Raw genomic sequence first — 22,712 nt, 5'->3', positions numbered from 1 at the left:
TTATAAGGTGCTGACAGGCAGGTACAATGCGGCGGTTTGGATTGGGAGCGATGACATGCCGGAATTACCCGAAGTTGAGACAGTGCGCCGCGGGTTGAGCCCGGCAATGGAAGGCGCGGTGATAGCCCAGGCACAGGTCAATCGGCCAAATTTACGTTGGCCATTCCCTGAAAACATGGCTGCGCGGCTGACGGGGACGCGTGTTTTAACATTACGGCGGCGTTCCAAATATCTGTTGGCTGATCTCGACAGTGGCGAGACATTATTGGTTCATCTGGGCATGTCAGGACGGATGACAGTGTCAGGCGACCCATTAGGCCAATTTGTGCATGATCACCCGGCAGCGCAGAAACATGATCACGTAGTGTTCGACATGACCAACGGAGCGCGCATCACGTTTAACGATCCGCGCCGATTTGGGGCGATGGACCTTTTGGACACGGCAACTGCCAATCAACATAAATTGCTGTCGGCCTTAGGCCCTGAACCATTGGGGAATGATTTCCATGAAGACTACCTGGTCCAGGCATTCAAGGGACGAAATACACCGGTGAAATCCGCGCTGCTGGATCAGGGAATCATCGCTGGCCTGGGCAATATTTATGTGTGTGAAGTTCTTTTCCGGTCACAAGTATCGCCACGTCGTAAAGCGGGGCAAATTTCTGCAAGTCGTGTGGCAGGGCTGGTTCCGGTGATCCGAGACGTTCTAACGGATGCGATAAAAGCAGGAGGATCATCGCTAAAAGATTTCCGGCAAGCCGATGGAAATCTTGGATATTTTCAGCACAGCTTTGATGTTTATGGGCGAGAAGGAGGCGCCTGCAAGCGTGATGGTTGTAGCGGTATAATAGATAGAATCACCCAATCAGGTCGCTCAACCTTCTTCTGTGGCAAGTGCCAAAGATAGCTTGAACGAGATGTTCTGCGTGATAAGAAATTGTTCTTAACGGAATAATGAAAGTTCACAGTATGGCCTTTGAGACGATCAACGTCGAAGTGCAGGACCACGTTGCCCTTATCAAGCTGAACCGGCCTGACGCGTTGAATGCGCTCAATACGCTGCTGTTGCAGGAATTGGGTTCAGCCTTGGAAGAGGCGGATGCCAATGACAAGGTGCGATGCATCGTGCTTACCGGATCCGAGAAAGCATTCGCAGCTGGTGCCGACATCAAAGAGATGTCGGAGATGAGCTTTGTTGATGTGTTCACCAGCAACTTGTTCGCTGACATCAACAACCGGATTGCGGCGATCCGTAAACCAATCATTGCAGCAGTGAGTGGTTATGCGCTGGGCGGTGGATGCGAAGTCGCGATGATGTGCGACTTTATCATAGCAGCGGACACTGCCAAATTTGGCCAGCCAGAAATCAACCTGGGTGTCATCGCGGGTATGGGTGGCAGCCAACGGTTGACCCGGTTTGTTGGAAAATCCAAATCGATGGATATGAATTTGACTGGGCGTTTCATGGGCGCAGAAGAAGCAGAGCGCTCTGGGTTGGTGTCACGTGTTGTGCCAGCCAAGAAGCTGATTGAAGAAGCCATGGGGGCTGCACAAAAAATCGCTGAGAAGTCGCTGCTGACAGCTGCGGCTGCTAAAGAAGCGGTGAATCGCAGCTACGAATTGACATTAAGCGAAGGTATGTTGTTCGAACGCCGGGTGTTTCATTCGATGTTTGCGACCGAAGATCAAAAAGAGGGCATGGCTGCATTCTTGGAGAAGCGCGAGGCACAGTTCCGGGACAAGTAAGCAGTTTGTCCAGATGATTGAGTAATGAGCAGGTCTGACGGCCTGCTTTTTCATTTTCTGCAAGGGGCAAAGACTCACCTTGCCAACATGGTCGTTTCTGGGTAGATGACGCCAGAATAAATGCGCGTGCAGCCCGCTTGGCTAGAATCACACCGGTGGATCAATCCGGGTTGGCTGACATTGCGCGTCAGAGAAATAAACCCGAGAGTAAGGTCCAATACCATGGCAAATACACCACAAGCAAAAAAGCGCGCCCGTCAGAACGAGAAGCGCTTTGCTGTAAACAAAGCCCGTCGTTCGCGCATCCGTACATACCTACGTAAAGTCGAAGAAGCTCTGGAGAGCGGCAACAAGGACGACGCAATCGCTGCCCTGCGCGCTGCTCAGCCTGAACTGATGCGCGGCGTTACCAAAGGTGTTTACCACAAAAACACAGCATCACGTAAAGTGTCACGCCTGGCAGCACGCGTTAAAGCACTTAGCTGATTCTTTTCTTTTATGGTCGTTAGGCCAAAGTGAAATTACCGTGAAGGGCGCTGAAATTTTCAGCGCCCTTTGCTTTTTTGACACGCTTTTTTGCATCCATAGCGGGTGGGAGAGATTCTTTATCCACAATCCCCGAGTCAACATCAGAGTTTCGTTGATGGACGACCCTCGATTTTGCTACCAATGATACAGCGATTCATTCGCTGGGGGGACTAGGCTGCTCGCGAAATTCCTGATGGGCATCGGGAATCTTTTCGTGACTGAAAGTTCAGAAATGCAACGTGTGTTTGTTGCGTGGATTGAATGAAACTGCTTCGGGCGTTTCCGAACAGCAGCCCAGTCGCATTGTGTAATGTTGACTAAGTCCATGTGGCAACATGGATATTTTTTACTATGCGAACGTTTAGTGAGCCTATCCCTTGTTTGGGATAGTGTTGGCCGACTTGGGATGGTCAGCACGCGGTATGGTTGTGCCTGGCCATTGGCGTTTGATGCGATTGTGAGGGTGAGTGCATGGCCAGTTTAGGCCACCAAAAACGGGACGTATGAGGCGCGGAATGACACAAGAAAAATGGAGCCAACTGAGGCAACGGTTGCTCAAGACAGTTGGACAAAACAACTACACAACGTGGATTGAACCACTTGAATTTGACGAGTTAGAGGGCGGCGTGGCGGTGTTCCATGTGCCTACCAATTTTATGGGCAATTATGTTAGCCAGAATTTTGCAGATCTTATCTTGCATGAGTTCACCCTGTCAGGTGAGCCTGTCCAGCGCTTGTCGTTTAAAGTTGCAGCCAACTCACCAGTCCGTCCGGCCCGCGCACCTGAGCGTGCCGAGGAGCCGTTTGTGGAGCTGACCGATCTAAATGAAGGTGCCGACACCGCTACATCACCAACTTCGACTGCTGCGTCGAACACGACTGGGCAGAACACGATGGGATCGCTGCAGGCCGCACCTCTTGATCCACGGTTCACGTTTGACAGTTTTGTAGTTGGTAAACCAAACGAGCTGGCCCATGCGGCGGCACGTCGAGTCGGTGAAGGTGGACCCGTCACCTTTAACCCACTGGTACTGTATGGTGGTGTTGGTTTGGGTAAAACACACCTGATGCACGCAATTGCTTGGGAGCTGACCGCGCGGAACCCAGACTTGAATGTGCTGTACCTTTCAGCTGAACAATTCATGTATCGGTTTGTGCAGGCATTGCGTGAACGTCGGATGATGGATTTCAAACATCTGTTCCGGTCTGTTGACGTGTTGATGGTTGATGATGTGCAATTCATCGCCGGCAAAGGCTCAACTCAGGAAGAGTTTTTCCACACCTTTAACGCTCTGGTAGATCAGAATAAACAGATCATCATTTCCGCGGACCGCGCCCCGGGTGAGATCAAAGATCTGGAAGACCGCGTTAAGTCACGACTGCAATGTGGCCTGGTTGTTGACCTTCATCCCACTGATTATGAACTGCGTCTTGGTATCCTTCAGACCAAGGTCAAACAGTATGGCACCACCTATCCCGGGCTCCAGATTGCTGATGGTGTTTTGGAATTTCTGGCACACCGTATTTCAACCAACGTCCGCGTGCTTGAGGGCGCTTTGACCCGGTTATTCGCCTTTGCCTCGTTGGTTGGGCGTGAGATTGACATGGAGCTGACACAGGACTGCTTGGCGGATGTTCTGCGCGCTTCGGAACGCAAGATCACGGTCGAGGAAATTCAACGCAAGGTATCCGATTATTACAATATCCGGATGTCAGATATCATCGGCCCGAAACGGTTGCGCTCTTTTGCGCGGCCGCGGCAGGTGGCTATGTATCTGTCCAAACGACTGACCAGCCGGTCTCTGCCAGAAATTGGCCGCCGGTTTGGTGGTCGCGACCATACTACCGTGATGCACGGGGTTAAGCGGATCGAAGAGCTGAAGCAGACCGACGGGCAAATTGCCGAAGACGTCGAAATGCTGCGCCGCGCTCTGGAAGCGTGAGATACCTGTTTGATTTGAGGGCCTCGGATGTAATCCGGGGCCCTTTTTCTGTGTCAGAACGCAACGGTTGTTAAGCAATGGGGCAGATGTATCCCGGGGCCTCTTGACGGCAGGAGCATTCCCCTGAACAAATCCATGAAAAGCCTTGTGCCGCTTGGGTAAAACGTTATTTTGCCCTTCCCGGCCATTCGCAGAGGATTGAGGGAATGAAGATAAGTATCGAACGTGGCACCCTGCTTAAGGCGGTGTCTCAAGCCCAATCTGTTGTGGAACGCCGCAACACTATTCCGATCCTCGCAAATGTTTTGATCGAGGCCGAGGGTGAGCACGTTCAGTTTCGTGCCACCGATTTGGATATCGAAGTGGTTGATAAGGCCATTGCGCAAGTCGAACGGGCTGGCGCCACTACGGTTGCTGCGACCACGCTGCACGAGATCGTTCGCAAGCTGCCGGACGGGGCGCTGGTGTCGCTGACCGCTGATGCGGCAACTGGGCGCCTAACTGTTGAAGCTGGACGCTCCAATTTCTCGCTTGCGACCTTGCCGCGCGAAGATTTCCCGGTGATGGCCTCATCTGAATATCAATCAAATTTTTCCTCTCCGGCTGGTATGCTGCGACGTCTTTTCGACAAGTCGAAGTTTGCCATCTCCACAGAAGAGACCCGCTATTACCTGAATGGTGTCTACATGCATGTGGCTGATGGTGATGAGGGCAAGGCGTTACGCTGTGTGGCCACCGATGGTCACCGCCTGGCTCGCATCGACGCTGACCTTCCCGCAGGGGCCGCTGATATGCCAGGGGTTATTGTCCCACGCAAAACTGTCGGTGAATTGCGCAAGTTGCTGGACGATGACGAAATGGAAATCGCCGTTTCGGTCAGTGAGACAAAGGTGCGATTTGCCACGCCAGATATCACCCTGACGTCAAAAGTGATCGATGGTACTTTCCCCGACTACACGCGCGTTATTCCGCAGGGCAACACCCGTCGTCTGGAAGTGGATGCCAAAGAGTTTGCGCAGGCTGTAGATCGCGTCGCAACAGTGTCGTCAGAACGCTCACGCGCCGTAAAGTTGCAATTGGACGAAGACAGGCTGGTTTTGTCAGTCAATGCGCCCGATAGTGGTGCGGCTGAAGAAGAGCTGGCCGTTGCTTATAGCGATGAACGGCTCGAGATCGGGTTCAATGCCAAGTACCTGTTGGAAATTGCCAACCAGGTAGATCGTGAAAATGCAGTCTTCATGTTCAACTCGTCCGGGGATCCGACCTTGATGCGTGAAGGCAGTGACCAGAGCGCAGTCTATGTTGTCATGCCGATGCGGGTTTAATCGCCTGTCGTCGGTGACGCTGGTAAAGGTTTTTTTAACCAGAAGAAATGAGGCCGGGCGATGCTCGCTCTGACCGCGTTGACCCTTTCGCATTTTCGCTCGCACAAGAGGGCGGAGCTAGAACTGGATGGCCGACCCGTGGCCATCCATGGCGCCAATGGAGTTGGAAAAACCAACATTCTGGAGGCCGTATCGCTGTTTTCGCCAGGCCGTGGCTTGCGCCGCGCAGGGGCAGCTGACATGGCCCGCCGTGACGAGCAATTGGGTTGGAAGCTGACCGGACAACTGCAATCGCCCAGTCAGATTTATGAAATCGATATCTGGTCCGAGGCTGGTGCTGCGCGGCAAATACGAATTGACGGCAAGGCTGCAAATCAGATTGCGCTGGGAAAAATCTGTCGCGTGGTTTGGCTGGTGCCAGCGATGGACCGGTTATGGATCGAGGCGGCTGAAGGTCGGCGCCGGTTTTTAGACCGGATGGCACTTAGTTTTGACCCAACTCATGCCGAAGCAGCATTGACCTACGAAAAATCGATGCGTGAGCGTAACAGGCTGTTGAAGGAGCAGGTGCGAGATCCGGCCTGGTACCGCGTGCTGGAAACACAGATGGCCGCAGCGGGTCATCGAGTGCATCAGGTGCGGTTGCAAACTTTGGATTTTTTACGCCTAGCCCAGGCCGAGTCCGAAACTTCCTTTCCAACTGCTGAACTGGACTTGGTTCAGAGCGAAGGGACGATGCCCATAGGTGAGAGCGACTTGCGGGATGCATTAGCCGAAAGCCGTTTTCGCGATTTGGCAGCTGGCCGGAGCTTGATTGGGCCACATCGCAGCGATCTGATTGGCACCTATGCTGCCAAGGGTGTCGCCGCCAAGGATTGCTCGACAGGCGAGCAAAAGGCACTGCTGGTCTCACTAATCTTGGCCAATGCTCGTGCGTTAGCGCAACGGGAAGGTGCACCACCCATGTTGCTGCTTGACGAAGTGTCAGCCCATTTGGATGCCAACCGATGTGCTGCGTTATATGATGAGATTTGCAGTCTTGGTGTGCAGGCCTGGATGACAGGTACGGGACCTGAGTTGTTTGCCGCGTTGGGAGCAAGAGCACAGGTGTTACAGGTGACCGAGGCCGATGGGTTGTCACAGGTTCGCCAGTCATGAGTGTGTCTATCGGCGATTTGGCGCTTTATGCTGGCGCGCTGTTTGTGTTGTTTCTGACGCCGGGGCCGGTCTGGCTTGCAGTAATAGCGCGATCGGTGTCGGGTGGATTCCGTGCTGCGTGGCCTCTGGCCCTTGGCGTGGCTTGCGGTGATATTCTGTGGCCACTGACCGCAGTGGTTGGGATGTCATGGCTGGTATCCGAGGTGGAGGGCCTACTAGGCTTGCTGCGCTGGGTTGCCAGCCTGATGTTCATTGTCTTGGGGGTGATGTTGATCCGTCACGCTGGCGATGGCGTGCAAGAAAACCGTGCGTTGACCCGGCCAGGTACATGGGCAGGCTTCTTGGCAGGGGTTGCCGTAATTCTGAGTAATCCCAAAGCGGTTTTGTTCTACATGGGGCTATTACCTGGATTTTTTGACCTGTCACAGCTGAGCAAGTGGGACGTAGTAGCGATTGTTGCCTTATCGTTTCTTGTCCCCCTATTGGGAAATTTGGCGATGGCGGGCTCGATCCACTATCTGCGCGGTGTGATTACAAATCCAGCAGTTCTACGCCAGATAAATTTGGTGTCGGCCGTCTTGTTGATCTGTGTGGGGTTGGCAATCCCACTTCTTTAGTCAAGGGGCTTCAACCAGACTTGTAGGAGCGGGGTCAATGCTTTTGCTGGGCTGTCATCATTGGCGTGTTCTGCGCAAAACCACAGGGCTAGTACGTGATTCAGAAATGCCTGAATGCCCTCCGCCAAGACTTCTGCAGGGGCATCACTGCGGATTTTCTGGACCTTCTGCATCTGCCCCAGCCAGCGCGCAAAAAGGGTGATCTGGCGTACAAAACTTTCTGTAACCACTTCGTTGACTTCGGAACCCGTTGATCCGGAGTAACGAAGTAGAACGTCAAAAATTACCCGATCCTGTGCAACAAAGCTCAAGCAGGGTTCCAGTTTTTGAATAAGGTCATCAACAGATCTAGGTGTTGGCAAGGCTTCCATCTGCTCAAGGTCTTCCATCACCCGTGCACCAATTAGCACAGCCAACAGTCCGTCTTTGTCTTTGAAATGTGAAAACAGGGTACCTTTGGCGACACCTGCTTGCGCCACAACATCTTCGACCCGCAATGCGGAGTAGCCCTGAGTTGTGACTATTTTCTCAGCTTCGCTCAGTAGTCGTGCGCGAGTTTGCAGACGTCTTTTTTGCGGTGCGCGTGTTTTCACGGAAACGTTACCTCAGATATATTGACCACGGTCAATTTAATTTGCATCTAAATGTGACCAAGGTCAATTTAGTTCAGGAGCTCGCCATGCCAACTCGTAAAATCATTGTTCTTAACGGACATCCCGGTGCTACATCGTTGTCGAAATCTTTGTGCCAAGCCTATATAGGTGCCGCCAAAGCACAAGGCCATGCGGTGCGGTACCATGATCTGTCAGAGATGTCTTTTGATCAAGATTATGGCCAAAGCGGTTACCAGGATTCCAAACCGCTTGAACCTGTGTTGGACGCGTTTTTGTCAGATCTGGAATGGGCTGAACATGTTGTGCTGGCGACTCCGCTTTGGTGGGGGGCAATCCCGGCTAAGTTAAAGGGATTGTTTGACCGGGCGCTGTTGCCAGGGCGGGCTTTTGATACCCGAAAGGTGAACTTTATGGGGCTGCCTTATCCAATGCTGAAGGGCAAAACCGCAAGAGTTTTGCTGACGTCCGACACTCCATCAATTTTCTTGCGCCTATTCTATGGCAATGCAGTGAAGAAGTTCATCAGCCGTCAGATCATGGGATTTGTTGGGATCAAGCCAACCAAATTCACAACATTTGCGCCAGCCACTGATGCTGTTGAGACAACGGTAAAAACCTGGTTGAGCAAGGTAGAGATTTTAGGCGCTAAGGCGACCTGACCGCGGGCATAAAAAGGGGGGTATATGCGTGACAATCCCCCCTGAATTCCGTATAAATTCACAAAGAGTAAAAGGAAGTCGCGAATGTCCGGAACCGAGCAAGCCCCCGCAGAATACGGCGCGGATTCAATTAAGGTTCTCAAGGGTTTGGAAGCGGTCCGAAAACGGCCAGGTATGTACATCGGTGACACGGATGATGGCTCGGGTCTGCACCATATGGTTTATGAGGTGGTCGATAATGGTATCGACGAGGCGCTGGCCAATCATGCGGATCACGTGCGGGTCAAAATCCACGCTGACAGTTCGGTTTCGGTCTTTGATAACGGTCGCGGAATTCCGGTAGATATCCACGCCGAAGAAGGCGTGTCAGCGGCCGAGGTCATCATGACCCAGCTGCACGCTGGCGGCAAATTCGACAGCAACTCGTACAAGGTCTCCGGCGGCTTGCATGGTGTGGGTGTGTCGGTGGTGAATGCACTGTCTGATTGGTTGGAACTGCGGATCTGGCGCAATGGCAAAGAACATGTCGCACGGTTTGAGCGCGGTGATACTGCTGAGCATCTAAAAGTTGTTGGTGAATGTGGCGATGAAACCGGTACCGAGGTTCGGTTCATGGCCTCGACCGATACGTTTAGTAATCTGGAATACTCGTTTGAAACGCTGGAAAAACGCCTTCGCGAACTGGCGTTCCTGAACTCGGGTGTGAAGATCATTTTGATTGATGAACGTCCGGCTGAGCGGCTGGAATCCGAACTGTACTACGACGGGGGCGTCAACGAGTTCGTCAAATACCTGGACCGTCACAAAACTTCCGTCATGGAAGCGCCGATCTATATAAAGGGTGAACGCGACGACATTGGTGTTGAGGTCGCGATGTGGTGGAACGATAGCTACCACGAAACGGTGCTGCCTTTTACCAACAACATTCCGCAACGCGATGGAGGGGCTCACGTAGCCGGATTTCGCGGAGCCTTGACGCGAACCATCAACAACTATGCCCAGTCCAGCGGCATTGCAAAGCGGGAAAAGGTCAGCTTTACCGGGGATGATGCGCGCGAAGGTTTAACCTGCGTATTGTCGGTGAAAGTGCCGGATCCGAAATTCTCCTCGCAGACCAAAGATAAACTCGTCAGCTCCGAGGTGCGCCCGGCGGTTGAGGGTATGATGAACGAAAAGCTTGCCGAGTGGTTTGAAGAAAACCCCAATGTGGCGAAGCAGATCGTCGGTAAGATCATTGAGGCTGCTCATGCTCGTGAAGCCGCCCGCAAGGCCCGTGAACTGACTCGTCGTAAAACGGCGATGGATGTGAACTTTCTGGCTGGAAAACTGAAAGACTGTTCCGAGAAAGACCCATCCAAAACCGAAGTCTTCCTGGTGGAGGGTGACTCGGCCGGGGGATCGGCGCAGACAGGCCGTGACCGCCAGACACAGGCGATTTTGCCGCTGAAGGGTAAGATCCTAAACGTTGAGCGGGCCCGGTTTGACCGGATGCTGGGCAGCCAGGAGATCGGCAACCTGGTGATGGCGCTGGGTACCGGCATTGGCCGTGATGAGTTCAATATCGACAAACTACGGTACCACAAGATCGTCATCATGACCGACGCGGACGTTGACGGTGCACACATCCGTACCCTGTTGCTGACCTTCTTCTTCCGGCAGATGCCTGAATTGATCGAGGGCGGTTATCTCTATATCGCCCAACCGCCCCTGTATAAAGTCAGCCGTGGCAAGTCCGAAAGATACCTGAAAGATCAGGCGGAAATGGATAACTATCTGGTCAATCAGGGTGTCGAAGGCGCCGTGCTACGGCTGGGGACCGGTGAAGAACTTGCCGGTCAGGATCTGACCCGCGTCGTTGACGAGGCACGCAAGCTGAAGCGGGTTTTGGATGCATTTCCAACCCATTACCCGCGCCATATTCTGGAGCAGGCAGCAGTGGCTGGTGGCTTTGTACCGGGTGCTGTGGACACTGATTTGCAGGGCGTGGCTGACAAGGTTGCGACACGACTGAACCAGATCGCATTAGAATACGAACAAGGTTGGCAAGGGCGCATCACGCAGGATCATGGGATCCGTCTTGCCCGTATCCTTCGCGGTGTTGAAGAGGTGCGTACATTGGATGGCCCAATGCTTCGCTCGGGCGAGGCACGCAAAGCCGGCAGTTTCACTCAAAGCTTGCAGGAGGTTTATTCCACCTCAGCCACTTTGATACGCCGTGATCGCAATCAGGCGATCCATGGTCCATTGGGATTGCTCAAAGCGATCCTGGACGAGGGTGAAAAAGGTCTGTCGCTGCAACGCTACAAGGGCTTGGGGGAAATGAACCCTGACCAGCTGTGGGAAACCACCCTGGATCCGGATGCGCGCACCTTGTTGCAAGTTCGTGTGGATGATCTAGTCGAAGCCGATGACCTGTTTACCAAATTGATGGGCGATGTTGTTGAACCACGTCGGGAATTCATTCAGAAAAACGCGCTGAGTGTAGAAAATCTGGACTTCTGATTTAGGCTTAATCGCTATGAACAAGGCCACCCATTTTGGGTGGCCTTTCCTATTACAGCTGTATGCTGCCAAGGTGATTTTCGTTGCGCTCACGGGCCAACTGCATTTGCTTCTGGCGTTCGCGAAATCTCATTTTGTCGGAATCTGAGGTTTCATCAAAACATTGATGGCAGGACACACCATACTCAAACCCAGGATGCTTGGTGTCCTCGGGTAGGATTGGTCGGCGGCAACCGTGGCACAACTTGTGAGGCCCGACTTTCAGGCCATGCCCCACCGATACGCGGTTGTCAAAAACATAACAGTCTCCTTGCCAGGTGCTGTCTTCAACGGGCACTTCTTCGAGGTAGCGCAGGATGCCGCCTTTCAGGTGATAGACATCCTCGATGCCTTCGCTGATCAAGTAGTTGGTCGATTTCTCACAGCGGATACCACCGGTACAGAACATGGCTACACGTTTGTTGTGAAACCGATCCTTATTGTTGGCCCACCAAGCGGGAAAATCGCGAAAACTCTCAGTTTTAGGGTCAATTGCACCCTCAAAGGTTCCGATACCCACCTCGTAATCGTTGCGCGTGTCGATCACAACTACGTCTTCGGCCTGTATTAGATCATTCCAGTCTTGCGGTTCGACGTAATGACCAACATGGGCTTTAGGATCGACATTAGGTTGCCCCATAGTGACGATCTCTTTTTTAAGCCGAACCCTCATTTTACCAAATGGAGGCTCGTCGTCTTGGGCTTCCTTCCACTCAAGATCAGAAAAACCGGGCAGGGAGCGGATGTGATTAAGAACCGAATCGATCCCTGAACGCGAACCGGCAATTGTGCCGTTAATGCCTTCGTGGGCCAGCAACAATGATCCTTTGACCTTTTGGGTCAAGCAAAGCTCCAGCAACGCCGGTTTGACGGCAGCTGGGTCGGGAACGTGGGCGAAGTGGTATAGGGCGCAAATAACATACATGGTTCAGCAGTTAGTCCTCGGCATCCCTGGGATCAAGGCCCACGTTGACCTGAGGGGAGTCATTGCCTAGGCCTGTGCAGATAAAGCGGGAGATTCAAGTGACCAAAGCCTTACTCGTTGTCGATGTTCAGAACGACTTTTGCCCTGGTGGTGCCTTGGCTGTACCAGGTGGCGACGCAATCGTACCCGTGATCAACCAGATGATGGCGCACTATGAGACGGTGATTCTCACTCAGGATTGGCACCCCCAGGGGCATTCGTCTTTCGCGTCCTCACATTCGGACAAATCACCGTTTGACACCACCCCCATGCCATATGGGGTTCAGGTTCTATGGCCTGATCATTGTGTTCAGGGGACAAACGGGGCAGCGTTTCATGCCGACTTACGAACCGATGCTGACTTGATTATACGCAAAGGGTTTCGCCCCCAGATTGATAGCTATTCTGCGTTTTTTGAGAACGACCAATCCACTCCCACCGGGTTGTTTGGATATCTGAAAGAGCGAAATATCAAGGATCTAACTCTTGTTGGTCTGGCAACAGATTTCTGCGTTGCATTCTCAGCGCTTGATGCAGTGCGCTTGGGGTTTTCCGTTAAGGTTGAGTTGGACGCCTGCCGTGCCATCGATATGGAGGGATCGTTGAAAGCGGCATTAGAAAAAATGCAAAATGCTGGGATTATTATAGGTCAGCTTTGAGTCTCCAATTGTTAAGATCGTTAGTCTAGCAATGGGGTGTAGTGGCAAAAATCCAAGGCAAGACGATGACCAAAACGGGGGCAACCTCATCTGGAAATCTGGCTGACTATAGCCAGATCTATAGTCCTGAGGGACTATTCCTTCGCTACGCCAAGGGGCGGGTGAAGTATTTTTTTGCTCGTTTGGCTTTCATCCTGGCGGCAGGATTACTCTTGTTGGGGCTGGTGCCGCTCGGGGCAGGCCTATTGTCAGTTTCATTCATCATACTTGGAGAAATTGTTGATTGTCTCTTCCTTCGCCAAGCACCCAAGATGCTTCAGCAAGGGCGATCATTGCACTGGTTGAAGTTTGTTAGTGTACTGACTGCACTACTGCAGGCGATGCCAATTGCGATCTGTGCAGGGCTGACTTGGGCTTTGCGTCCTGATCACGGAGAGCCTCTGTTTGCTATTGGAGTACTGACGAGTGCTGCGATCAATGCCGGGCTTGTTTTGCCATTCCACCGCTATGCAGCGGTAGCCAAGCTGTCAATCTATGGTCTGGTTCCCTTGGCTATGATCGGTGTGCAATTCTGGACCAATCAACATGCAGCACACGAAGTCCGGATGGATCTAGCCGGGCTGATCATGCTGTATTCCTCGTTGATGTGGTTTATGAACTTTGTCTCAATGAGCTTTGGTCGAAATAAGGATCATGTGCTTGCACAAGTTGATCAACGGCAACAATTGGAAGTGAACAACGCACTGCTGTTAGAACAGCAGCAACAAGCCCAAAGGTTGGCCATGGTGGCAGAACACGCCAATGATAGTGTGTTCTTGATGGGGGTGGATGAGCACATTACCTGGGCCAATGATGCCTTCACCCGGATAACTGGATATAGCTTCTCTGAAGCAGTAGGACGCCGCCCACGCGATCTGTTTAACAGCATGACAACGGACCCCGAGACGGCCAAAAAACTTTTGGAAGACCGTATCAAAGGTGTCGCTTGTCGGACAGAAATCTACGTCCAGCGTAAGGATGGCCAATACATTTGGCTAGAGACAAGCCAGGTTCCGGTTCGTGGCATAAACGGTGAAGTTGGCACCGTTGTTGTGATTGAGCGTGACATCACCAAAGCGCGTGAACATGCACAAGAACTGGAAGACGCTCGCCGTTCTGCTGAAGAAGGAGAGCGGACCAAAACTGAATTCCTCGCAACGATGAGCCATGAAATCCGCACCCCTATGAATGGTGTGATCGGCATGGCCCAATTGCTTGAAAGTACAACACTGGACACCGATCAGCGGTTGTACACCGATACAATCCTGAGTTCATCTCGGACGCTGCTCGCCTTGATCAATGACGTGCTGGATCTGTCAAAGCTGGACGCTGATAAAGTGTCCTTCTCACTTGTTGATTTCGACATCCGCACATGTTTCGAGGAGACGCTTCATCTTTTACAGGTTCAAGCCCGGCAAAAAGATATCCTACTCGTCTTAGATATACTGGGTGAGGTCCCACAGTTGGTTCATGGGGATGACGTCAGAATTCGCCAGATTTTGCTGAACCTTGTCGGTAACGCTATAAAGTTTACTGAACTCGGCGAGGTCCGGGTGACACTGAGCGTCAAGGAAGACCGGAATGGCCTACTGCTAGTGTTCGCGGTAAAAGACACAGGCATTGGTATTCCAGCAGACAAGCTTGACCACGTGTTTGAACGATTCTCCCAAGCTGAATCTGCCACCACCCGTCGGTTTGGCGGTACAGGCCTTGGACTGACTATTTCTCGCAAGTTGGCCAACGCAATGGGCGGGGAAATCACCGTCAGTTCCAAACAGGGTAAGGGGTCCAGTTTTTTTGTAACTCTTGAGCTGGGGACAGTGCAGGAACAAAAAATTCCCCAAAAAGTTCCAGCTGAAACCGAAATGCCAATAGCTCTCCCCCGCGCCGGAATGCGGATTTTAGTTGCAGAAGACAACAAAGTGAACAGGCTGGTAATGCGCAAGTTTTTGCGTGATGTACCAGTTGAGTTGGAGTTCGCTCACAACGGCAAAGATGCTGTTGCAATGGTTGAGACGATGAAGCCGGATCTGGTCTTTATGGATATGTCTATGCCGCTGATGAACGGGATAGATGCAACTTTAGCTATTCGCGGGAATGGCAAGGAACAGCCTGTCATTGTGGCATTGACCGCGAATGCGTTTGATAGTGATCGTACGGCCTGCTTGCAGGCGGGGATGGATGAGTTTCTGCGCAAGCCATTGAACCGCAGCGAGGTTCTGGCAGTGCTTCGGCGTCACGACAATAGCGACCAGGTTCTGACAGGTAGCTGATTCTCTTGCTCCCGGCGCGGTGCTGTCCTATCAAACAGTGAACCAACGCATGAGGTCGCCTGTGGATATTGCTACCCGGGTCTATAATCATAAATGGAAGATTGATCCGATCGTGCGATCGTTGATCGATACCGATTTCTATAAACTCTTGATGTGCCAGTCGGTGTTCCGCAATAAGCCCGACACTCAGGTGACGTTTTCACTGATTAACCGTTCGGTGCATGTGCCGCTGGCCCATCTAATCGACGAGAGTGAATTGCGGGAGCAATTAGATCACATTCGGACCCTGTCGTTGTCGCGTGGCGAAAGTACTTGGCTGCGGGGTAATACCTTTTACGGCAAACGGCAAATGTTCCGCCCAGACTTTATGGAGTGGTTTGAAAACCTGCGTTTGCCGGCCTACCATTTGGAGCGCAAGGGCGACCAGTACGAGCTGACCTTTGAGGGCAGTTGGCCCGAGGTGATGATGTGGGAAATTCCCGCTCTTGCAGTCCTGATGGAACTGCGCAGTCGAGCGGTCCTGAACAATATGGATCGGTTTGAACTTCAGGTGCTCTATGCCCGCGGTATGACCAAAGTTTGGGAAAAAATCGAACGCTTGCGTCAAATCGATGGATTGTCGATTGCTGATTTCGGTACCCGTCGACGTCACTCATTCTTGTGGCAGGATTGGTGTGTACAGGCGATGAGCGAAGGGCTGGGCGACAAGTTTACGGGTACTTCCAACTGTAAAATTGCTATGCGCCGAGAGCTAGAGGCGATTGGCACGAACGCACATGAACTGCCGATGGTCTATTCTGCGCTAGCCCAGAACGATGCCGCATTGGCGCAGGCACCCTATGATGTGCTTTCGGATTGGCACGAAGAACATGATGGTAACCTGCGTATCATCTTGCCAGACACCTATGGCACCCAAGGATTTTTGGATCGTGCACCTGACTGGCTGGCGGGCTGGACAGGCATTCGTATCGATAGTGGTGATCCTGCTAGTGCGGCAGAGGCAGCGATCAAGTGGTGGCAGCAGCGCGGTGAAGACCCCAGTCAAAAACGGGTGATTTTCTCGGATGGCTTGGATGTGGAAAAAGTTGCCGAGCTGCAGAAAAAATTTGCGAGCCGGGTAAATGTATCCTTTGGCTGGGGCACCCTGTTGACCAACGATTTCCGCGGCTTGGTGCCAAACGATGGCTTGGCGCCGTTCTCTGTGGTCTGCAAAGCTGTGTCGGCCAACGGGCGTCCAACGGTCAAACTGTCGGATAACCCGGAAAAAGCAATGGGCCCGCAGGACGAGATTGACCGGTACAAACGGGTGTTTGGTGTTGGTGAGCAAGAACGGATTAAAGTGGTAGTCTAAACGTCACCCAGCTTGGCTGACGTTTGGGATTTGTCTCCTAGCTGTGCTGGGGCAGAGGCGGCGCGCAGTCGTCGTTCGCGCCAGATGACCAGTAACCCACCGCCAATTATCAGAAATACGCCGGGAAACAGAGCATTGTAAGGGGTCTCGTCAAAGAAGATCCACCCGAGGACAAAGGCGATTGGAATGCCGAAATAGCTGAAGGGTGCCAGGTTACTTTGCTCGGTCATTCTGTATGACACCACCATGCACAACACAGCCGTGCCACCTACCGCGCCCATGGCAAAAATCCAGAACAAATCGGACAGGCTTGCAATTGGGGTGAAATTTCCAATCGCCAGAGCAAGGCACAAAGATCCTATCAGGGCGGCAATCGTAGAATACAGGTTGATTAGCGGGCTGGGGACGTCCGTGTCCATTAACCGCGCGGTTACGCCAGCAAGGGCGTACAGAAACGCTGCCCCCAGCGGCGCAACTGCAACATAGGTGAAGCTGTCACTGCCGGGCTGCATGACCATGATGACACCGCCAAACCCCATCAAGACCGCTGCCCAGCGTATCCAACCCACGCGTTCACTCAGTAGGGGAACGGCAAGGGCAGTGACAAATATAGCATTGGCATAGGTGATGGTTGACGCGGTGGCAAAAGGCAGGACGCCCAGTGAGTAATAAAACAGGAACTGCGCCACCGTGACGTAAAGCCCGCGCATCAATCCAAGTTTCCATTGTCGCAATCGCAAGGGGCAACCAGATGCGTGCCACTGGCGTGATGACCAAAGGGCAAGGACCGAAGGGAAAATGCCAAAGAAGTTGCGATAGGCAGATAGTTCTGCCGCACCATAACGGAGCGACAGGTGCTTGATAATTAGCCCCATAACATCGAACAGGATCACCGCTGTCAGGGCCAGCGTGATGGCAAGTCCAACCGAGGCCTTCAAGGCTTAGCCATGGTGCGCTGCGACGGTTTTCAGCTGTGAAAACCCATACAGCGCCTCAAACCCTTTTTCGCGGCCGTGGCCGGATTTTCCAACACCACCAAATGGCAGTTCAACACCACCTCCGGCCCCATAGTTGTTCAGGAATACCTGTCCGGCACGCAGTTTTTTCGCCAACCGCATTTGCCGGGCGCCATCACGGCTCCATACGCTGGCGACAAGGCCGTAGTCGGTGGAATTGGCAATCTCAAGAGCTTCTTCTTCGGTGTCAAAGACGATGATGACCTGCACTGGACCAAAGATTTCATCCCGCGCTAGGGAGTGATCAGAGGGGACATCTTTAAATAACGTCGGGCGTACATAGGCCCCGGTGTCTGGCGCCCCGTCTACGATAACCCCGTGTGCTGCCACAGTTAGATCCGATCCTTTTTCAAGGAACCCCTCAACGATCTGCTTTTGTCGATTTGAAATCAGTGGCCCGACGCGCAAATCATCTGTGGCTGGCCCAACGGTCAATTCGCCATATGCCGCACTCATACGTGTGACGACCTCGTCGTAGACACCACGCTGCACCAGAATACGAGAGGAGGCTGAGCAGGTCTGGCCGGCATTCTGACATCCAGCGTTGACTAGAAACGGCAGCGCTGCATCCAGATCTGCGTCATCAAACACCAGTTGGGGGGATTTGCCGCCCAGCTCCAACGTCACGGGGATAACGTTTTTACCAGCCGCCTGCTGGATCAATGCACCTGTAGCCACAGAACCGGTGAATGAAATATGATGCACGCCTGGATGTGATGATAGCGCGGCGCCAGCTTCTGCCCCCAGTCCTGGCACCACGTTCAAGGCGCCAGCGGGCAATCCTGCTTCTACTGCAATGTGGGCAAAAGCCAGCGCTGTCAGGCAAGCTTCCTCGGCAGGTTTCAACACACAGGCATTTCCCATAGCCAAAGCCGCTCCAACGGAGCGACCGATGATCTGCATCGGATAGTTCCAAGGGACAATATGGCCGGTCACCCCATGCGGTTCGCGTAGGGTGTAGACGGTATAGCCATCCAGATAGGGAATGGTTTCTCCGTGCACCTTATCAGCGGCACCGCCGTAAAATTCGCAGTACCGTGCCAGAGCAACAGCGTCTGCCCGTGCCTGGGTCAGCGGCTTGCCAACATCCATCGCTTCAAGCGCTGCCAGTTCATCAACACGCTCTAGCACCAATTGACCGATGCGGGTCAGAATACGGCCGCGCTCCAGTGCGGTCATCCGGCCCCAGTCGCCACCCAAGGCTGCCTCTGCGGCTTGCACTGCGGCGTCAATGTCACTTGGCCCACCGCGCGCAATTTCACAAATGTCACTACCGTCGGACGGGTTCACCAGCGTCAGTGTCTTTTCGTCGGTAGGGCTGGCCCATTCGCCGCCAATCAGGCAGGTGCTGGGATTGAACCATAGGGGAGTAGCGTCAGTCATTGTTTGGTCCTGCAATATCGAAAGTGTAGCTTTTGATTTGGTGTTTAGAAAATGGGGCCCCTTCGCGCAGATCGCGCACGCCGGGCATACCGCTAAGGCAAGTCCCCCAAAAGGCGGCGGCTTGCTTGGAATGGGCGGACAGGCCCATGCGCCAGCGGCCGGGAAATTCCTGCAACAGAATTTGCGCCGCCTGATATCCAAGCCCTTGGCGCCGGTGTTTTGGGAAAATTGCAAATTCAGACAGTTCCCGGCGGTCTTCGGGCAGGTTTAGGACAATGGCAAAACCAATACGGGAGCCTCCATTGTTGATCCAGAACGCTGTAACATCTTTGCGGTGTAGCACCTGTTCAGCCCGGTCATCCGGGTTCATTGGGGCGGTGGGGGCTATTTCAAAGAAATAAGGCGCCAGCGCAGCGGCCAGTTGGGCACGCTCACGTGGTAAAATCAGGGTCAATGACAGGGTCATGCAACGTCAGCCCCTTTACCAAGGTCAGGTAAAACTGGTGCAGCAGCTAAGAGCGACTGAGTATAGGCGTGTTTTGGTGATGTGAATACGGCCTCGGTAGCACCTTGTTCAACAATTTCACCGGCTTTCATCACAAGTACCCGATCCGTAATCGTCCGCACCACGTTCAAGTCATGGCTGATGAACAGATAGGTCAGCGCATAAGATTTGCACAGCTCGGCTAGTAGATCGAGAATTTGCGCCCGTACAGACACATCCAGTGCCGAGACAGCTTCATCAAACAGGATCAACTCTGGGCGTGTGATCAAGGCGCGTGCAATGGCGATGCGTTGGCGTTGCCCACCGGAAAACTGGTGGATAAACTTGGCGGCATCGTCGGGCGATAGTCCAACCGCAGTGAGAGTTTCAGCGATCAAGTCACGTCTAGCGCTGCCTGTGGGGGGCTTGTCCAACAGATGAAAGGGTTCTGTGATCAATCGGTCAACCCGGTGGCGCGGATTGAAACTACCAAATGGATCCTGAAACACCACCTGCATTTTACGACGCTGTTCAGCAGATTGATTGATGCCGATAGGACCACCGTCCAACAGAATTTCACCGCCTTGCAACGGTTCCAATCCGAGAATTGCCCGTGTAAGGGTCGATTTCCCACAGCCAGACTCGCCCACCAACCCCAGCCGCTCCCCTCGGTTCAAGGTGAAGCTGACATCTTGAACCGCGCGATAGTGGCCGGGCGCACCAAATAGCGATTGACGCGGCAGGCGGTAGTCACGGACTGCACCTTTGACCTGTAGCAGCGGTTTAGGTGCTGGGGCTGGTGGTAACGCGACCTGATGGTTTGATGCCGCAAACAGCATCCGGGTATAGGGATGTTGCATGTTGGCCAACAACCCCTGAGTCGTCCCGCTTTCTACGACCTCTCCGTGTCGCATCACTACAATGCGATCAGCCAGATCGGCGACCACCGCCAGATCATGGGTGATCATCAACAGCCCCATGCCAAAGTCTTGCACCAGATCTTTTAGAAGAGCCAGAATTTGAGCCTGTGTTGTCACGTCCAGCGCTGTTGTTGGTTCGTCCGCGATTAGCAACTTTGGGCGCAGGGCAATGGCCATTGCGATGACCACTCGCTGGCGCTGGCCGCCGGATAACTCGTGGGGAAAGCGGCTTAGTGGAAACCGGTCAGCGGGCAGGCCAACACGTTCCAGCATTTCCTGTGCATGTTGGCGCGCCCTGGCTGGAGGCATCGCCTTGTGAATCAGGATGGTCTCCATCACCTGATCGCCAATCGTTTTGACCGGGTTCAACGCTGTCATTGGCTCTTGAAACACCATTCCGATGGAGGCACCGCGCAAGGCGCATAACTGCTCCTCGCTTTGTTCCAATAGATTGATGCCGTCCAGCGAGAGCGTGCCATTGGCCTGTGCCAACTCAGGCAACAACTGCATCACGGCTAGCGCGGTCATAGACTTGCCGGATCCGCTTTCGCCGGTGACGGCGACGATCTCACCCGGGGCGACCGAAAGAGAGACATCTTTCAGGATAGCACTGTCGCCAATCGATAGGGTCAGGTTTTGAATGTTAAGCAAGCTCATGTCCGGGCCACCCGCAGTTTGGGATCAAGCCAGTCTCGCAGCCCATCCCCCATCAGGTTTAGGCCCAGAACAGTCAGGATGATGGCCGTGCCTGGGATCAACGCCAAATGCGGAGCAAAGCTGACCATGGTCTGTGCATCCGCCAGCATCCGGCCCCAGCTGGGGGTAGGGGGCTGCGCGCCCAGCCCAACATAAGACAGTCCGGCCTCGGCGAGAATGCCCAATGAAAATTGTATCGTACCCTGTACAATCAATAGGTTGGCAACATTGGGCAGGATGTGTTCCGCTGAGATGCGAGCTGCATTTTTGCCAGCTACGCGGGCTGCCAGAATGAACTCGCGCTGCCACAACGACAGGGCTGCACCACGGGTGATCCGTGCAAAGACCGGGATGTTGAAAATACCAATGGCGATGATCGCGTTGACCGCACCCGCGCCAAAAATAGCAGTGATCAGAATGGCAATAACCAGTGACGGAAAGGCAAACACCAGATCATTGCCTCGCATGATCAGCTCGTCCAGCCAGTTGCCACTTCGGGCGGCGGCAGCCAACCCCAGCGGCACACCGATGCTCATACCAATGCCAACCGCGACAAGGGCCACCGCAATTGAGGTACGGGCGCCAACCATGATCATCGAGAATATATCGCGGCCAAAGTGATCGGTGCCCAACCAGTGAATTACATTGGGTGTCTGTAGCTTTGAAGGGATATCCATCGCTGTATGATCGAACGGTGTCCAGACAAAGGACACCGCTGCCGCCAGCAACACCAGCGCCGACATTGCCCCACCAAGGATCAGGTTTCGGCTCATGTGCGGCTCCTTAGTCGCGGATCTACGGCTGCATAGGCCAGATCAACCAGGAAATTCACAGTGATCACAGCAAACACCAGCAGCATGACCACCGATTCCACAACGATCAGATCACGGGCTGAAATTGCCTGAAACACCAGACGTCCCAGTCCCGGCAGATAGAAAACCTGTTCAATGATGATGGCACCGGCCAGCAGAAACGAAAACTGCAACCCGATGATGGTCAGTACAGGGATCAATGCGTTTCGCAGTCCATGCCGCCACAGGGCCTGACGGCGGCTCAACCCTTTGGCGCGGGCGGTGCGCATAAAGTCTTCGCCCAGTATGTCCAGCAGTGCCGAGCGCATGACCCGCGCCAGAATTGCGGCCTGCGGTAACGCCAGTGAAATGGCGGGCAGTGTCAGTGAATGCAGCCCGGCCAGCAGGCCTTCGTCCCAGCCGACAAAACCACCTGCGTTGAACCAGCGCAGGTTAATAGCAAAAATCAGAACCAACATCATCGCAAACCAGAAGTTTGGCACAGCCACACCCAATTGAGTTGCACCCATCACTGCCATATCGCCTGCCTTCCCCCGGCGTGCGGCGGCATAAATACCTGCAGGAAAGGCAATCAATGTTGATAGGGCCAGCGCATATAGGGCAAGCGGCAGAGACACCCACAACCGGTCCGCGATCATTTCTGCTACTGGGGTGCGATAGGTGTAAGAGGTTCCAAAATCACCACTTAGCATGCCGCCGACCCAAGCTGCATAGCGGCTGAACTTGGACTGATCTAGCCCCAATTCAGTACGCAGTGCAGCCACTGTGTCGGGCTGTGCGTTGATACCCAGCATAAAGGAAGCCGGATCGCCGGGCGCGATTTCGATGACAAAGAAAATCACCAGTGAGGCAACGGCCAGACTGAGGATTAGGGAGAAGAGACGTTTGATGGAATAGCGTAACATTACAGTCACGTTAGGAGCGGGTTTTGCCAACGTCCAGAGTTATGAAGGAAGAAACGTAAGGGCACTTATGAAAACTGTA

At 53.4% G+C, this 22,712-nt stretch carries 20 protein-coding genes; 12 read left to right on the top strand and 8 right to left on the bottom strand.

Annotated features, from left to right (window positions below; translation table 11 throughout):
- The first annotated feature begins 55 nt into the window (after positions 1 to 55).
- From mutM to GO984_RS06820, 7 genes are all read left to right on the top strand, one after another.
- A complete protein-coding gene (gene mutM, locus GO984_RS06850; protein ID WP_157021775.1) occupies positions 56 to 907 on the top strand; it encodes a bifunctional DNA-formamidopyrimidine glycosylase/DNA-(apurinic or apyrimidinic site) lyase in 852 nt (283 codons plus the stop codon).
- Between the two features lie 62 nt (positions 908 to 969).
- Positions 970 to 1,746, top strand: a complete 777-nt coding sequence (locus GO984_RS06845; RefSeq protein WP_157021876.1) for an enoyl-CoA hydratase — start codon at positions 970 to 972, stop codon at positions 1,744 to 1,746.
- 222 nt (positions 1,747 to 1,968) lie between these two features.
- Entirely contained in the window at positions 1,969 to 2,232 is a 264-nt protein-coding gene (gene rpsT / locus GO984_RS06840) for a 30S ribosomal protein S20 (RefSeq protein ID WP_138160972.1), read from the top strand.
- Between the two features lie 557 nt (positions 2,233 to 2,789).
- A complete protein-coding gene (dnaA, locus tag GO984_RS06835; protein WP_157021774.1) occupies positions 2,790 to 4,217 on the top strand; it encodes a chromosomal replication initiator protein DnaA in 1,428 nt (475 codons plus the stop codon).
- A 206-nt stretch (positions 4,218 to 4,423) separates the two neighbouring features.
- Positions 4,424 to 5,542: a DNA polymerase III subunit beta gene (dnaN, locus tag GO984_RS06830; RefSeq protein WP_157021773.1), complete on the top strand. Its 1,119-nt coding sequence runs from the start codon at positions 4,424 to 4,426 to the stop codon at positions 5,540 to 5,542.
- 60 nt (positions 5,543 to 5,602) lie between these two features.
- On the top strand, positions 5,603 to 6,700 hold the full coding sequence (recF, locus tag GO984_RS06825) for a DNA replication/repair protein RecF (RefSeq protein ID WP_157021772.1): 1,098 nt from the start codon (positions 5,603 to 5,605) through the stop codon (positions 6,698 to 6,700).
- Positions 6,697 to 7,317 carry a LysE family translocator gene (locus GO984_RS06820; protein WP_157021771.1) on the top strand — a complete coding sequence of 207 codons (621 nt, stop codon included), beginning with the start codon at positions 6,697 to 6,699 and terminating at the stop codon, positions 7,315 to 7,317. The genes recF and GO984_RS06820 overlap by 4 nt, the downstream gene beginning before the upstream one ends.
- Here the strand turns inward: GO984_RS06820 and GO984_RS06815 are convergent.
- Positions 7,314 to 7,910: a TetR family transcriptional regulator gene (locus tag GO984_RS06815; protein WP_167740247.1), complete on the bottom strand. Its 597-nt coding sequence runs from the start codon at positions 7,908 to 7,910 to the stop codon at positions 7,314 to 7,316. The two genes, GO984_RS06820 and GO984_RS06815, sit on opposite strands and share 4 nt — an antisense overlap.
- Positions 7,911 to 7,996: 86 nt before the next feature.
- Here GO984_RS06815 and GO984_RS06810 point away from each other — a divergent pair, with 86 nt between their 5' ends.
- On the top strand, positions 7,997 to 8,590 hold the full coding sequence (locus GO984_RS06810; RefSeq protein WP_157021770.1) for an NAD(P)H-dependent oxidoreductase: 594 nt from the start codon (positions 7,997 to 7,999) through the stop codon (positions 8,588 to 8,590).
- Positions 8,591 to 8,674: 84 nt separating this feature from the next.
- Positions 8,675 to 11,092 (top strand): DNA topoisomerase (ATP-hydrolyzing) subunit B, encoded by a 2,418-nt coding sequence (gene gyrB, locus GO984_RS06805; RefSeq protein WP_157021769.1) that lies wholly within the window; start codon positions 8,675 to 8,677, stop codon positions 11,090 to 11,092.
- A gap of 52 nt (positions 11,093 to 11,144) precedes the next feature.
- On the opposite strand, the gene trhO is transcribed toward gyrB, so the two are convergent.
- Entirely contained in the window at positions 11,145 to 12,056 is a 912-nt protein-coding gene (gene trhO / locus GO984_RS06800; RefSeq protein ID WP_157021768.1) for an oxygen-dependent tRNA uridine(34) hydroxylase TrhO, read from the bottom strand.
- Positions 12,057 to 12,154: 98 nt separating this feature from the next.
- On the opposite strand from trhO, the gene pncA reads away from it, so the two are divergent.
- The 3 genes from pncA (at position 12,155) to pncB (ending at position 16,417) form a co-directional block, all read left to right on the top strand.
- The gene (gene pncA / locus GO984_RS06795) at positions 12,155 to 12,754 is read left to right on the top strand and encodes a bifunctional nicotinamidase/pyrazinamidase (RefSeq protein WP_167740246.1); all 600 of its coding nucleotides are present in this window, start codon (positions 12,155 to 12,157) and stop codon (positions 12,752 to 12,754) included.
- Positions 12,755 to 12,819: 65 nt separating this feature from the next.
- Complete coding sequence (locus tag GO984_RS06790) at positions 12,820 to 15,066, top strand: ATP-binding protein (protein ID WP_157021766.1); 2,247 nt, start codon at positions 12,820 to 12,822, stop codon at positions 15,064 to 15,066.
- Between the two features lie 61 nt (positions 15,067 to 15,127).
- Positions 15,128 to 16,417, top strand: a complete 1,290-nt coding sequence (gene pncB / locus GO984_RS06785; RefSeq protein WP_167740245.1) for a nicotinate phosphoribosyltransferase — start codon at positions 15,128 to 15,130, stop codon at positions 16,415 to 16,417.
- Here the strand turns inward: pncB and GO984_RS06780 are convergent.
- The 6 genes from GO984_RS06780 to GO984_RS06755 are packed head-to-tail and all read right to left on the bottom strand — an operon-like array spanning position 16,414 to position 22,633.
- Positions 16,414 to 17,355 (bottom strand): DMT family transporter, encoded by a 942-nt coding sequence (locus GO984_RS06780; RefSeq protein WP_245231016.1) that lies wholly within the window; start codon positions 17,353 to 17,355, stop codon positions 16,414 to 16,416. The two genes, pncB and GO984_RS06780, sit on opposite strands and share 4 nt — an antisense overlap.
- 3 nt (positions 17,356 to 17,358) lie before the next feature.
- Positions 17,359 to 18,816, bottom strand: a complete 1,458-nt coding sequence (locus tag GO984_RS06775; RefSeq protein ID WP_157021764.1) for an aldehyde dehydrogenase family protein — start codon at positions 18,814 to 18,816, stop codon at positions 17,359 to 17,361.
- The gene (locus GO984_RS06770) at positions 18,809 to 19,282 is read right to left on the bottom strand and encodes a GNAT family N-acetyltransferase (RefSeq protein WP_138160997.1); all 474 of its coding nucleotides are present in this window, start codon (positions 19,280 to 19,282) and stop codon (positions 18,809 to 18,811) included. Before GO984_RS06770 ends, GO984_RS06775 begins: the two co-directional genes overlap by 8 nt.
- A complete protein-coding gene (locus tag GO984_RS06765; protein WP_157021763.1) occupies positions 19,279 to 20,877 on the bottom strand; it encodes an ABC transporter ATP-binding protein in 1,599 nt (532 codons plus the stop codon). Before GO984_RS06765 ends, GO984_RS06770 begins: the two co-directional genes overlap by 4 nt.
- A complete protein-coding gene (locus GO984_RS06760) occupies positions 20,874 to 21,689 on the bottom strand; it encodes an ABC transporter permease (RefSeq protein WP_157021762.1) in 816 nt (271 codons plus the stop codon). The genes GO984_RS06765 and GO984_RS06760 overlap by 4 nt, the downstream gene beginning before the upstream one ends.
- A complete protein-coding gene (locus GO984_RS06755; protein WP_157021761.1) occupies positions 21,686 to 22,633 on the bottom strand; it encodes an ABC transporter permease in 948 nt (315 codons plus the stop codon). Before GO984_RS06755 ends, GO984_RS06760 begins: the two co-directional genes overlap by 4 nt.
- Positions 22,634 to 22,712 lie beyond the last annotated feature (79 nt).

Source organism: Parasedimentitalea huanghaiensis (assembly GCF_009753675.1).
Lineage (GTDB): Bacteria > Pseudomonadota > Alphaproteobacteria > Rhodobacterales > Rhodobacteraceae > Parasedimentitalea > Parasedimentitalea huanghaiensis.
This window is presented reverse-complemented; position numbering and strand designations above follow the sequence as displayed.